The sequence below is a fragment of the Nocardia beijingensis NBRC 16342 genome (assembly GCF_001612785.1).
Lineage (GTDB): Bacteria > Actinomycetota > Actinomycetes > Mycobacteriales > Mycobacteriaceae > Nocardia > Nocardia beijingensis.
The window spans coordinates 104,857-118,042 of the sequence record NZ_BDBC01000007.1 but is presented as its reverse complement, the minus strand read 5'-3'; the positions used below and the strand labels follow the sequence as shown (position 1 = coordinate 118,042).

The window sequence follows — 13,186 nt, the reverse complement described above, 5'->3', positions numbered from 1 at the left end:
GCCGATCAGGGCGCCGGTTCGGGTTCCGGCGTCCGCCGCACTCGGTCCCTGCGGCGGGCCCAGCGCCGCACCGGCTCCTCCACCAGCGCGTAGCTGGCCGCCGCGACCGGAAGGGTGACGGCGACGGTGAGCACAAGAACGTAACCGAAGTCGCCCTGGAACGGCAGGATGCCGAACACCGGGAAGACGATCGACAGCACCGCGAGGTGCCAGATGAAGATGCCGTAGGACCAGCGGCCGAGCGTCGCGGCCACCGGCGACTCCAGCCAGCGGTGCCCGCGCGCCGCCTGCTCGCGCAGCACCAGCGGCGCGAGCAGCGTGAACCCGATGATCGCCCCGAGGCCCATCTTCACCGCGTACTGCCACGGTTCGGCGCGGGTCAGACCGGCGGGCCCGGCCAGATCGGTCGCCGCCAGCAGGAAGGCCGCCACCGCGACGGTCCACATCAGCGGCTGATTCGCTCCGACTTTCCACCAGCGTGATAGCCGGACGCTATGTTCGGCGAGCTCCGCGAGGAGCATGCCGGCGGCGAACCAAGGCAGATAGCCCGGCAGCCAATTGTCCGCGTGGATGGCGTCCGGCGTCGGCACCGGGATGAAGTTCCAGCCGAGGCTGAGCAGAGCGACCGCGACCAGCAACGGCGCCCGCCACCGCGCCGCGCGGCCGCGCAGGCGCACCAGCGCGAACGCCAGCAATGGCAGCACTAGATAGAACGCCACCTCCACCGACAGGCTCCACATCTGCGTGAGGCCGTCGGTGAGCGTCAGCGGCACGAATACCTGCAACAGGGCCAGGTTCGACACCCATACCCGCAGGCCCGCCGTACCGGCCGCACTCGGCAGCAGCACCAGGACCGCGCACACCACCAGCCAGTACGCGGGGAGGATGCGAGCGGCACGATGTCGCAGGTAGTAGCCCACGGGCGGGGCGCTGTCGAGGCCGCGCGCCGCCGCCGCGTGCGGGCGCCAGAGCAGGAAGCCCGACAGTGCGAAGAACACCGCCACGGCCATGTCGAACCGGCCCCACACCCGGCCGATGACCGGCGTACCGGCGGCGCCGGTCTGGAAGGCGACGTGGGTCAGCAGCACGCCGAGCGCGGCCATGCCGCGCATGCCTTCCAAGGCGGGCACGAACGCGCGAGGGCGCACCTTTTCGGTCGCGGGCGCGGTGGTGGGGAGGGTTGCGGTCATCGGGTTCCAGTCTGCCTCGCCGGATCCACAGTTGATAACCCGACGTTTCAGATTTCGCGTTAGACTCGGGCGATTTCTGGGCCGTTTCCGGCCTCGACGCCGCATGGTACGACATCGGACTGTTAGTGTCGGGGCTCACGAGCGCCGTGGCGAGCCCGCGGTGCTCGCCGGAGCGACCCGTGTTCTACGACGAGGAGAGTTTGCATGGCACTGAGTGCCGGTACCAGAAGGACGGTGGCCTGCCTGCTCGTGGGTCTCGGCGCGTTGCTGATCGTCGCCGCAATCATGATCCCGACCTACACCGTCGACAAGCTGGCGAAAACTCCCCTCGACCTGGAGATCACCACCATCGCGACGAACCAGCAGGGTGAGGACAGCCTGGTGCTCGACTCCAAGTCGCTCACCGCTCCGGAAGGCTCGGCGAAGGTGGACACCAACGTTCCGCTGGTCTCGCAGCGCTTCCTCACCGTCGAGGACCCGGCCGACGCCCACCAGATGACCGTGCAGGCGGGCCAGACGCTGCGGCGCATCGACAAGCAGGGCGACACCGGCCTGCTCACCGCGACCGTCGACCGGGTGACCATCGACCGGGTGACCGGCGAGCCCGTCGGCACCGAGCCCAACGGCTCGATCGCGGTGACCGCGAACCTGGAGGGCCAGAGCATCGCGGAGCCGGTGCAGCACACCGGTCTGCAATACCGCTTCCCGATCGGCACCGAGAAGAAGACCTACCCGTACTTCGACCTCAACGTGCGCAAGACCTTCGACGCGAACTTCATCGAAGAGACCGAGATCAACAACACGAAGGTCTACCACTTCCAGATGTCGGTGCCGGCCACCAACCTGTACGACGTCGTTCCCGCGCCGACCAACCGGCTGAGCCTGCCCGCCGCCAAGTGGGGCGTCGAGGGCGGCGATGCCCCCGTGACGATGACCCGCTTCTACACCAACACCCGTGACCTGTGGGTGGAGCCGCAAACCGGCACGGTCGTCAAGGGCGGCGAGGCGCTGCACCTCTACTACTCGCGCACGGCGGACAAGCCGGAGGTCACCGCGCTGAAGTCGCACCTCGTCTTCGACGAGAACACGATCGAGTCGCAGCTCGCGGTGGCCAAGGAGAACATCGACAAGCTGTCGCTGTACGGCCGCATCCTGCCCATCGTGCTCGGCGTCCTCGGCGTGATCGCGCTGATCGTCGGTGTGGTTCTCGGCATCCGCGGCGGCTCGGCTCCGACGCCCGCGCGGGCGGGCGGCGCTCCGTTCCAGCGTCCTGGCGGCTCGGCTCCGGCCGGTCCCGCTCCGCACGTCAACCGCGGCGCGGACGATGCGCCGACCGAACAGATTCGGATCGACAAGAAGCCTTGATCGGCTGAACGCCCCTGAATTCGGCTCCCCCGCCTTCCGGCTGGGGAGCCGATTTCGTTTCGGTCCCTATACTTCGCCGCCCGCGAGCGGATAGGCGACCGGATGCCGCGGTTGATACAGCAGCATCGTGCCCGCACCCGGCACGCGCAGGTCCACGCAGCGCCCGAAACCGCGCTCGGCGATCTCGCCCTCGAACCGCGCTCCACGGGCGGCCAGGTCGCTCATCGTTCGTTCCAGGTCGTCGCACATCAGGGAGATCTCGTGACGCGGCGGCGCATCGGTGGGATGAACGCCCAGTTCGCTCGGCCCGGTGGCGAACAACAGCCAACCGTCGCCCGCGTCGAGGTTCGGCAGGCCGAGGACATCGCGGAAGAACGCGCGGGCGGCGTCGGGATCGTCCGCGTAGACCAAGGTGTGCACCGCGGTGATCATGCGCCGATCGTAGGCGGTGTGTGGTCAGCCGACCGGGCGCAGCGGTTCCGGGCGCGCCGTGTGATCGGCCGCGCGCAGGACCATGACGGCGACCACGACGGTGGTGGTGGCCGCGACCGACACCGCCGTGGTGATGAGCGCGGGAATCGTGCGGGCCAGCGACAGCATCAAGGTGACCTCGACGGCCAGGCCGAGCCAGGTGACCAGGGCCAGCGAGGTGCGGTCGACGGCGATCGCCGACAACACCGCGCCTTGCAGCACCGCGAGCAGCGCGCCGTGCAGCGCGAAAATCCACAGCAGGCCCTGGATCGGGGCGTAGTCCTCGCCCGCCAGCAGCGGGGCGAGCGGCGCGGCCAGCGCGGCCCCGAGCACGGCGACGAGACCGATGCCGCTGAGCACCGCGAGCGCCGCCCGGATCGCGCTCGCGGAGTGCGTCGGCTGCGCCATTCGCGGATACAGCACGACACCGACCGCCTGCGGAAGCCAAAAGGCGATCTTCGTGGCGATGGTGCCGAGGGCGTAGCGGCTGGCGTCCACGTCATCGAGCACGATCCGGACCACGATCAGGTCCGCCGACGAGAGCGCCATCATCGCCGCCTGCACCTGGGCGGCCCGCAGGACCGGCAGCACACCGGGGGCGGCGACGCGCGGTTCGGTTCCGGTATCGGCGCGCCCCGACGCACCGGCGACGATCCTGGCCAGCAGCGCCGCCGTCGCGATGCCGCAGGCCGCCGCCCACAGTGCGAGCGTCGCGCCGCCGCCAAGCGCGAGGATCACCAGCGCGGGCGCGACCCGGGCGATCCCGGCGGCGCCGAGCACGGCTCCCAACGCGCGAAACCGCTTGCCGCCCTGCAGCACGCCCTGCTCACCGGACAAAAGCACCAGCGCGGGCGCCGCGCCGAGCGCCGCCGCGGTGGCGGCCACCCCGGCGTGCAGCGTGACGGCGACCAGCGGCACCAGCACCGCGGCCGCCACGGCGACGATCACCGCGCAGCGCCATTGCAGCCCGCGCAGCGCGGCCGTTCCCGCGCCGCGCACGAGTTCCCTGGCCACCACGTTCTGCAACGCCAGCGCGGGCACCGCGCACAGCAGCTGGACGGCGAGCAGGCTCGCGAACTCGCTGTACCCGGTGACCCCCAGCCACCGCCCGGCCAGCAGTTGCAGTAGATACCCGGCGACGTTCGCGGTCATCGCACCCGCCGTCACCCACGTCAGATCCGCCACCACGGGAAACCGAGCGACAGCAGACACGCCGCCCATCGTCCCACCCGTGCGGTCCGCCATCCTGCGCGCCCCGCCGGACCACGAGCGGTGAGGCGCCGCCGACTCGGGAGCAACGTGCACGAAACCCCGCAACGGCGCTGATACGCGGTGCCGCGCGGTCCCGGCGCAACTGAACGGGACATTTCCGCGCCGGTCCCACTGGATCGGCGACTGCGGTGCTCGGGACGTACAGTGCTCAGGCGTGAGCGGGAGCGGTCGGACTCGAGCGGTGGTCGCGGCATACAGCGCGGTCGTGACGCTGCTCGTCGCCGGGCCGTTGCTCGCGCCGGGGTATCTGCTGTTGCGTGACGCCGTGAGCACTCCGCGCAGCTATCCGACCGACGCGGCGCTCGGTCTCGGCGATGCCGCGCCGCGGGCGGTGCCGCAGGACGCGCTGCTCGCGGCGTTGTCGTCGTTCGTGGACGGCGGGCTGGTGGTCAAGGCGATTCTGCTCTGTGCCCTCTGGGCCGCGGCGTACGGGGCTGCGGCGCTCGCGCGCGAACTGCTGCGCGCGTCGCTCGGCCCGCAGCTGCTCGCCGCGACGGTCGCGTTATGGAATCCGTACGTGGCCGAACGCCTGCTCCAAGGGCACTGGAGCCTGCTCGCGGGCTACGCGGCGTTGCCGTGGACAGCGCTGACCGCCTACCACCTCCGATCAGCGGCCACCGCGAAACGGCGCCGGCGAGTCCTGTCGAACAAGCTGGATGTGCCCCACTCCTCCGACCGCCCAGCGCCAGCCGATTCAGTTCACGCTTCCGCACCAACCGGCACGGCGAGCGAAGGCGGGACTCGGTTCGGCGGCCCGGCGGCCCGACGCCCGACCATCCGAACGGCAGCCGCGTGGGCGGCCCTCGCCGGAGCGCTCGCCGCGGCCGGGCTCACCCCGACCGGCGCGCTGCTGGCGGGCGCGACCGCGATCGCGCTGGTGCATCAACGCCAACTGCTCGGGACGCTCGTGCTCTGGCTTGCCGCTTCCGCGCCGTGGCTGGTCGCGACCGTGCTGTCCGGCGCCGGTGCGGAACCGTCCGATCCGGCGGGCATCGCCGCGTTCGCCGCGCGGGCCGAACCTGGTCTCGGCACGCTCGGGAGCCTGGCCGGTCTCGGCGGGATCTGGAACGCCGATGCGGTGCCGGACTCACGCACCACGCCGCTGGCCGCGGTCGCCACCCTGGTGCTGCTGGCGATCGTCGCGCTGGGCGTTCGCTCCGTGGCGACCGGCGGGGCCGACCCCGACAACCGCCATGTCCGCCGGGCATTGCTGTTGCTCGCGGTCATCGCGATCCTGTTCCCCGCGCTCGGCGCGACCGCGTGGGGCATGCACGCCATGGAGTGGCTGGTCGCGCACGTGCCCGGCGCGGGTCTGCTGCGCGACACGCAGAAGTACGCGGCCCTGGCCATGCCCGCTTTCGCCCTGTGCGCGGCGGCTGGTTGCGCGGCGACGGCCCGGCGTCTGCTCCGCGCGGACACGGACTCCGCAATGGAGCGGCCCGCGACGACGTCTCCGGCCACATCGAACCCGACAACGGCCCGACCCGAGACGACGTACCCGACCACATCGAACCCGACAACGGCCCGACCCGAGACGACGTACCCGACCACATCGAACCCGACAACGGCCCGACCCGAGACGACGTACCCGACCACATCGAACCCGACAACGGCCCGACCCGAGACGACGTACCCGACCACATCGAACCCGACAACGCGACCCGCGAGGACGTCTCCGGCCACGATGGCAGCCGTCACAGCGGTGTTCGCGGCGCTGATCGTATTGCCCCTCCACGACCTCGCCTGGGGCGTCGGCGGGACCGTGCGTCCAGTGCACTATCCCGCGGGTTGGCAACAGGTCGCCGAACGAATGGACGGTCCGGGCGACGTCGCGGTGCTGCCGGGCGGCATGTTCCGCAAGTTCCGCTACAGCGGCGCGTCCCCCGTACTCGACCCCGCCCCGCGCATGCTGCCCAACGACGTCTTGCAGACCGGCGAGTTGCCGGTGCGCGGACGTACGGTCTCCGGTGAGGGCGCCCGCGCAAGAGAAGTGGAGAACCTGCTGCTCCACGGTGGCGCGCCTGCCGACCTGGCCCGTCTCGGCGTGGGCTGGATTCTCGTCGAACGGACCACCCCGGGTCCGGTCGGCGCATCGGCGTCCACTCTCGCCCAAGTCGAACAGGTCTACGAGGACACCGACCTCGCGCTGTATCGCGTGCCCGATGTCATCGAGCGCGGTGCATCGACAACCACGCAACGCTCCATCGCCATCGCGGCCCACGTGCTCTGGGCCGCGTTGCTCATCGCAGGCCCAGTGATCGCCCTCGGCACACGAGTCCGATCCCGGAGCAGACCGCGGAACTGATCACGGCGCTCGCCGTCACGCGCTCCGCAGCGCGTCCAGCCTGCGCCGCGTCGCCTCCAGCGCCGTCTGCTGCGCGGTGAGTCGCGCGGCGATGCGGTCGAGTTCGTCCCGCAGCTCGGGGCACATGTCGACGCTGAGGCCGTGCTCACCGTCGCGCACACAGTCCAGGTACCGCCGGATGGCAGCGGCGTTCAGCCCCGCTCCGAGCATGACCCGAATCTGCGCGACCACGGCGACGGCGGACTCGGCGTAATGCCGGTATCCGTTCGCGTCACGCTCGGGCACCAGCAGCTCTTTCTCCTCGTAGTGCCGCAGGGCGCGCGCACTCACCCCGGTGCGTTCCGCGAGTTCCCCGATGAGCACTTGTCCTCCTCAGCTTGACCTTCACGCCGACGTGAACTCCTACCGTCGGGCACCGTGACCTCACGACCAACACCCACCCGCACCGTTGTCATCCACGGCTACCACGCGACGCCCGGCGACCACTGGTTCCCTTGGCTCGCCGACCGCCTCGCAGCCGTAGGCATCCCGGCCCACATCCCCGCCATGCCCGACCCCGGTGATCCCGATCCGGATGCGTGGCTCGCCGCCACCGCGAGGGCCGTCGGCACTCCCGACGAGGGCACCGCCGTGGTCGCGCACAGCCTCGGCTGCCTGACCATCCTGCGCTACCTCGCGGCGCTTCCCGGCCGGTGGCGGCTCGGCCACCTGGTACTGGTCGCGGGCTTCCTCGACCCGCTACCCGCGCTGCCGAACCTCGACGGCTACATCGCATCCGGCTGCGACGTGCGGGCGATCCCCGCGCATGTGACCCGGCTGACCGTTTTCCGCTCCGACGCGGACGAGTGCGTCCCCACCGCGCACACCGACCGCCTCGCCGCCCTGCTCGGCGTCACCGCGCGAACGATCCCCGGTGCGGGCCACTTCCTCGCCGACGACGGCGTCACCGAACTCCCCGAAGTCCTCGACGTACTTCGGACAGCGCACCCCCGGCCCAACGCGCTGTGGGCTCCCCCGGCATGAACCGGCTACCGTGCCGCCTCGTCACCGCCCGGCGGCGACAACTCAGCCGACCGTCCGTGGCGCGATCAATCCGCTCGTGTGCTCGCCCCTCGCAGCCGCCGCCAGCACTTCGTAAACCCCGTTACCGGTTTGCTCCCAAGAGAATTCGCGAGCGCGGGCGCGGGCCTTCTCCCCCATGACCGTGCGTGCGCCCGGATCGTCCAGCAGGTCACCGACGGCGTCGGCCAACTGGGTGACGTCGTCGACCAGGATTCCGGTGGCGCCGTCGACGATGGAATCGGTGAGGCCGCGGGAACTGCGGTAGCCGACCGTCGGCACACCGTGCTGCGCCGCCTCGATCACCGCGAGTCCCCAGCCCTCTTTCCGGGAGGGCAGCACGTGCACCCACGCGCGGGCGAGGAGTTCGTGCTTGCGCCGCTCGTCCACGTGCCCGTGGAAGGTGACCGCGTCGGCGATGCCGAGTTCGCGGGCGTTGTCCCGGAGGTTGTCCGCCCACCAGCCGTCGCCGATGACGTCGAGGCGCAGACCCGGGACGCGGTCGCGCAGCAGGGCCACGGCCGCGAGGGCGTCCTCGATCTGCTTGTGCGGCACCAGACGGGACAGCACCACGACAGTTGGTGCGGGAGTGCGGGTTTCCGCGGCGCCGGTGGGGGCGTCCACTGGAACAGGTTCGGCTCCGTTGCGAACCACTGCTATCCGCGAGCGGTCGACACCGAGCGTGGCCAATTCCTCCGCCGACGGCAGCGAAACGGTCAGATATTGATTGCGGCGGTGCACGCGGGGCGACAGCCGCGACTCGATCCACCAGCCGACGCGGCCGACCAGCCTGCCCGCGACCGGCCACTGTTCACGGTGGCCGTGGTGCACCAGCACCACCGACGGGGCCGAGGTGACGGCCCTGGCGAAGAACGGTATGCCGTTCTGGGTGTCGATCACCGCGTCCGGCCGCACGCCGCGCAACGGACCCAGACCGATCCTGCCGAGCAGCAGCGCGGCCAGCGCGCGCGGATACACCGTGTAGCGGCCGCCGGCCCTGCTGATATCGATGCCGTCGACGTGTTCGCGCCGCGCCGCGCCGGGATAGCGGGCGGTGCGCAGCGTGACCTTGACCCCGCGCGCCGCGAGCTGAGCGCCGACCTGCTCGAGGTACCGCTCGCTGCCGCCGCCCTGCGGGTGCCCGGTGTCACGCCAGCAGAGCAGGAGGACTTCGCGCACGGTGGAGCTTCTCTCGGTCAGTAGGTCCCGGTGGGAACGTCGGATGTCGCGCTACACCCTAACCCGAGCACCCGCCCGAGCAGCCCGGCATCGCGGTTGTGCGAGACTCGGCGCCGTGCTCAAAGCCGCGAAGACGCCGACACGCAGCAGCCAGCCCCGGTTCGCCGGCAGGGCGACCCTGCGCCGGTCGCTGCGGCTGCTCGGCAGTTTCCGGTTCGAGCAGACCGACCCGGCCCTGTTCTACGGGGGTCTGGCCGTCGACAGCGCGGCGATGATCGCCGACTTCTACGCCGACCTCACCGGCCGGTCGCTGGACGGAGCGACGATACTCGACGTCGGCGGCGGTCCGGGCTACTTCGCGGACGAGTTCGCCCGTACGGGGGCGCGCTACATTCCGGTGGAGCCCGACCCGAGGGAGATGCACGCCGCAGGCCTCTCGGTGGCGGGCGCGGTGCGCGGGTCGGGGATGGCGCTGCCGTTCCGCGACGACGCGGTCGACATCTGTTTCTCGTCGAACGTCGCCGAGCACGTCTCGAAGCCGTGGGTGATGGCCGACGAGATGGTGCGGGTGACCAGGCCGGGCGGATTGATCGTGCTCTCCTACACGGTGTGGCACGGCCCGTTCGGCGGTCACGAGACCGGACCGTGGCACTACCTCGGCGGCGAGTACGCCGCCCGGCGGTATCGGCGCAAGCACGGGCGCGAACCCAAGAACAGGTTCGGCACGTCGCTGTTCCCGGTACGGGCCGCGGACGGATTGCGCTGGGCGGCAAGCACTCCGGCGGAGGTGCACACAGTGTTCCCGCGGTATCACCCCCGCTGGGCGTGGTGGTTGGTCCGGGTCCCGATGGTGCGTGAGCTACTTGTCAGCAATTTGGTCGTGGTGGCAACCAAAAGTTAGCCGACGCAAGGCTCCAGCCACCCGCGGCGCCAGTGCCGCTTTCCGCACGGCGCGTGCACGGGCTCGCTCCACGGCGATTCGCGCATAGCCAACCCGACGGTCTCCAGCGTGGTGAGGCCGACCAGATCGGCCAGCATCCCTACCGTGGCGACCGCCTCCGCCGCCTGCATAGCCGCCGTCGCCTGCTCGATCGTCAGGGTGCGTCCGGGTAGGAAGGAGACCACCCACCCGCCGCTGCCGACACATTTCGCCTGATGCTCGGTCTGATCACTTGTCATCAACGACCGGCCGATCACTTGCACCGCCATGACTCGGACTCCCCAGTTTGCGGTAACGGTTCGGTAATGGAGCGAGCTGATATGCCGCTCCAGCATCCCCCCTCCAGCAACAGAACGCAATAGTGCGTTCTGCGAAAAGCGAACCGAGAGGTCGGGATTCACACTGGCCAGAGCGTCGCCGCGTCGCAAAACTAGAACAGGTTACAGACAATCGGGGAGGAAAACTGTAACGTGTTCTCATGCATTACGACAGCTTGTTCATCGGCGGCCGCTGGACCGCGCCAGCCACCGCCGAGCGCATCCAGGTCATCTCGCCGGCCACGGTCGAGCCGGTGGGCAGCGTCCCCGCGGTGAGCCGGGCCGACGTCGACGCCGCGGTCGCCGCGGCCAGGCACGCCTTCGACCATGGGCCGTGGCCCGCCACGCCGCCGAAGCAGCGCGCCGAGGTGCTCACCCGCGCCGCCCGGCTGATCGAACAGCGTTCCGCCGACCTGCTCGCCGCGCTGATCGCCGAGGTCGGCGCGCCGCAGATGATCGCGATGACGCTGAACCAGCTTCCCGCGGTCGCCGCGCTGGACGCCTACGCGGCCCTGGCGGAGTCCTTCCCGTGGTCGGAGACCCGGGTCGGCGGGTTCGGCACCACGCGGGTCAGCCGCGAGCCGCGCGGTGTCGTCGCGGCGGTGACCGCGTGGAACGTCCCCTTGTTCCTCGCGGTCAACAAACTCGCGCCCGCCCTGCTGGCCGGCTGCACCATGGTGCTGAAGCCCGCCCCGCTGACTCCGCTCACGGCGAACCTGGTCGCCGACATCTTCACCGAAGCGGGTCTGCCCGAAGGCGTGCTCTCGGTGCTGCCCGCCGAGCCCGACGCGGCCGAGTACCTCGTCTCCCACCCCGGCGTGGACAAGGTGACCTTCACCGGAAGCACCGCGGTCGGCCGCAAGATCGGCGCCATCGCCACCGGTCAGCTCAAGAGCGTCTCGCTCGAACTCGGCGGCAAGTCGGCGGCGATCCTGCTGCCCGACATGGACCTGGCGGCCGGCATCCCCGTGCTCGCGTTCTCCGGCCTGATGAACAGCGGCCAGGGCTGTGTCGCGCAGACCCGCATCCTCGCCCCGCGCAGCAGGTACGACGAGATCCTCGACGCGCTGGTCGAGCATGTGAAGACGATGAAGGTGGGCGATCCGAACGACCCGGCCGTGCAGCTGGGCCCGCTGATCTCCGAGCGCCAGCGCGAGCGGGTGGAGGGCTATATCGCCAAGGGCAAGGCCGAGGGCGCGCGACTCGTGCTCGGCGGCGGCCGCCCGGAAGGGCTGGACCGGGGCTGGTTCGTCGAGCCGACGATCTTCGCCGACGTGGACAACAAGTCCACCATCGCCCAGGAGGAGATCTTCGGGCCGGTGCTGTCGGTGATCCCGTACGAGACCGAGGACGAGGCCGTGGCCATCGCCAACGACTCGGTCTACGGCCTCGCCGGTTCGGTGTGGACCACCGACGTCGAACACGGCGCCGAGATCGCGGCGCGGGTGCGCACCGGCACCTACGCGATCAACTGGTACGCGTTCGACCCGAGTTCGCCGTTCGGCGGCTACAAGGCCTCCGGCCTCGGACGCGAGAACGGCCCGGAGGGTCTCGATTCGTTCTGCGAGCAGAAGTCGCTGCTCATGCCGCTCGGCTGGACCGGTTGATCACTCCGGTGGCATGACCACCCGCAGCAGCGGCGCACGGTTGCCGCCGTAACGCCGGGGTGGCGCCTCGACGATCTCGACGCGCCACCCGGGCGGCAGCACCGCGCGCAGCCGTCCGGCGGCCCGGCGCAGCGGGGTGCTCGATGTCTCGAACTCGAATGTCTCCAGATCGGCCATGCTCCATCCACCTCTCGCGTCGATCTCGCCGTGCGCCGCGGCATCGCGGGTCCGATATCGGTATGGAAGTCGTTCAGTCGATCAGTTAACCGCCAGTAATCCGACTGGGTGATGCGGAAGGAAGAACACGCCAAGCATAAGGTACGAATACACGAAGTCTCTCGACAAGATCATTACCCCCTTCCCCAACGGGCTAAACCCGTTGGTCCGTGGGAATTTCGCGTACTCCGGTGTGACGTGGGACACCACCACATCCGCCCGCACTTCGAGCACCGGGCGCTGAGTGCCCGAATCGGCTCCATCGCAACGGCATTCACCGAACCGGGCGGTTCACAGCGGCGTGCTCACCGCCCCAACGACCGGCGATACGCCGCCGGCGTGGCGCCCGTCGCCGCGCGCAGGTGCACGCGCAGCGCGGTGACGCTGCCGAACCCCGCCTTCGCCGCGACGACTTCCACTGGCAAACGCGTGGTTTCCAGAAGTTCACGCGCACGCGCGGTGCGCTGGGCATCCAGCCACCGCCGCGGTGTGGTGCCGACTTCCGCCTTGAAACGCCGCACAAAGGTGCGCTCGCTCATCAGGGCGTGCGCGGCGAGCGCCGGAACATCCACCGCGGCAGCGGGTTCCGCCACCGCCCACGCCAGCGTGGCGGCCAGCCCGCCATCCGCACGCCCGGCAGACGCGTCCGGAATGTATTGCGCCTGATTGCCTTCCCGGTGCGGCGCGGTGACGTTCCACCTGGCCAGCTCCGCCGCCGCGTGCGCGCCCAGCTCCCTGCGCACGAGGTGCAGACACAGGTCGAGTCCTGCCGACAGTCCGGCCGACGTCAGCACGTTACCGTCGTCGACGTACAGGGCCTTCGGGTCCAGTCGCACAGCCGGATACCGCTCGGCGAATTCGCCGCAGTAGGCCCAATGCGTCGTCGCGGGCCGCCCGTCCAGCAGCCCGGCCTCGGCCAGGACGAACGCGCCGACGCAGATGCTCACCATGGTCGCGCCGCGCTCCGCCGCGTCGCGCAACGCGGTCAGCGCCTCCGGCGGGGTGGGCAGCGTCGGGATGCCGATGCCGGGCACGACGACGACATCGGCTTCCGCCAACGCCTCCAGCCCGTGCTCCACCCGCAATTCGAAACCATTGGGTGTCCATACCGGCCCGGGACGCAATCCACAGGTCCGCATCTCGAACCCGGACGGTTCGCCGGTCTTGCCCGGCCCGTGCCGGAATGCTTGAACGGCGCAGGCCAGGTCGAAGGTCATCACTCCGTCCAGCGCGAGCGCCACCACCTGCCTCATCGTCCCCAGTTT

At 70.5% G+C, this 13,186-nt stretch carries 13 protein-coding genes; 5 read left to right on the top strand and 8 right to left on the bottom strand.

What is annotated here, in order from left to right; translation table 11 throughout:
* Window positions 1-5: 5 nt before the first annotated feature.
* The gene (locus NB3_RS03510) at window positions 6-1,190 is read right to left on the bottom strand and encodes an acyltransferase family protein (RefSeq protein ID WP_067796354.1); all 1,185 of its coding nucleotides are present in this window, start codon (window positions 1,188-1,190) and stop codon (window positions 6-8) included.
* A 204-nt stretch (window positions 1,191-1,394) separates the two neighbouring features.
* Here NB3_RS03510 and pgfA point away from each other — a divergent pair, with 204 nt between their 5' ends.
* Window positions 1,395-2,555, top strand: a complete 1,161-nt coding sequence (gene pgfA / locus NB3_RS03505; RefSeq protein WP_067796351.1) for a cell envelope lipid trafficking protein PgfA — start codon at window positions 1,395-1,397, stop codon at window positions 2,553-2,555.
* 66 nt (window positions 2,556-2,621) lie between these two features.
* Here pgfA and NB3_RS03500 read toward each other — a convergent pair whose 3' ends face one another.
* Together NB3_RS03500 and NB3_RS03495 are read right to left on the bottom strand one after the other, a co-directional pair.
* Window positions 2,622-2,987, bottom strand: coding sequence for a VOC family protein (locus tag NB3_RS03500; protein ID WP_067796348.1), 366 nt, complete (start codon window positions 2,985-2,987; stop codon window positions 2,622-2,624).
* Window positions 2,988-3,011: 24 nt separating this feature from the next.
* Complete coding sequence (locus NB3_RS03495; protein WP_067796345.1) at window positions 3,012-4,247, bottom strand: polysaccharide biosynthesis protein; 1,236 nt, start codon at window positions 4,245-4,247, stop codon at window positions 3,012-3,014.
* A 205-nt stretch (window positions 4,248-4,452) separates the two neighbouring features.
* On the opposite strand from NB3_RS03495, the gene NB3_RS36020 reads away from it, so the two are divergent.
* Entirely contained in the window at window positions 4,453-6,603 is a 2,151-nt protein-coding gene (locus NB3_RS36020) for an MmpA family trehalose lipid delivery protein (RefSeq protein ID WP_244891751.1), read from the top strand.
* A gap of 15 nt (window positions 6,604-6,618) precedes the next feature.
* Here NB3_RS36020 and NB3_RS03485 read toward each other — a convergent pair whose 3' ends face one another.
* Entirely contained in the window at window positions 6,619-6,966 is a 348-nt protein-coding gene (locus tag NB3_RS03485) for a MerR family transcriptional regulator (protein WP_067796339.1), read from the bottom strand.
* A gap of 54 nt (window positions 6,967-7,020) precedes the next feature.
* On the opposite strand from NB3_RS03485, the gene NB3_RS03480 reads away from it, so the two are divergent.
* Window positions 7,021-7,626 carry an RBBP9/YdeN family alpha/beta hydrolase gene (locus NB3_RS03480; RefSeq protein ID WP_067796336.1) on the top strand — a complete coding sequence of 202 codons (606 nt, stop codon included), beginning with the start codon at window positions 7,021-7,023 and terminating at the stop codon, window positions 7,624-7,626.
* A 42-nt stretch (window positions 7,627-7,668) separates the two neighbouring features.
* Here the strand turns inward: NB3_RS03480 and NB3_RS03475 are convergent, their stop codons facing one another.
* Entirely contained in the window at window positions 7,669-8,841 is a 1,173-nt protein-coding gene (locus NB3_RS03475) for a glycosyltransferase family 4 protein (protein ID WP_067796333.1), read from the bottom strand.
* Between the two features lie 115 nt (window positions 8,842-8,956).
* Between NB3_RS03475 and NB3_RS03470 the strand changes: the two genes are divergently transcribed.
* A complete protein-coding gene (locus NB3_RS03470) occupies window positions 8,957-9,742 on the top strand; it encodes a class I SAM-dependent methyltransferase (RefSeq protein WP_067796330.1) in 786 nt (261 codons plus the stop codon).
* Here NB3_RS03470 and NB3_RS03465 read toward each other — a convergent pair.
* Complete coding sequence (locus NB3_RS03465) at window positions 9,739-10,050, bottom strand: hypothetical protein (RefSeq protein ID WP_067796327.1); 312 nt, start codon at window positions 10,048-10,050, stop codon at window positions 9,739-9,741. The two genes, NB3_RS03470 and NB3_RS03465, sit on opposite strands and share 4 nt — an antisense overlap.
* 209 nt (window positions 10,051-10,259) lie before the next feature.
* On the opposite strand from NB3_RS03465, the gene NB3_RS03460 reads away from it, so the two are divergent.
* Window positions 10,260-11,705, top strand: a complete 1,446-nt coding sequence (locus NB3_RS03460; RefSeq protein WP_067796324.1) for an aldehyde dehydrogenase — start codon at window positions 10,260-10,262, stop codon at window positions 11,703-11,705.
* Here the strand turns inward: NB3_RS03460 and NB3_RS35480 are convergent, their stop codons facing one another.
* Entirely contained in the window at window positions 11,706-11,882 is a 177-nt protein-coding gene (locus tag NB3_RS35480; RefSeq protein ID WP_169810639.1) for a hypothetical protein, read from the bottom strand.
* 344 nt (window positions 11,883-12,226) lie between these two features.
* Window positions 12,227-13,183 carry a GlxA family transcriptional regulator gene (locus tag NB3_RS03450; RefSeq protein ID WP_067796582.1) on the bottom strand — a complete coding sequence of 319 codons (957 nt, stop codon included), beginning with the start codon at window positions 13,181-13,183 and terminating at the stop codon, window positions 12,227-12,229.
* Between the last annotated feature and the right edge of the window lie 3 nt (window positions 13,184-13,186).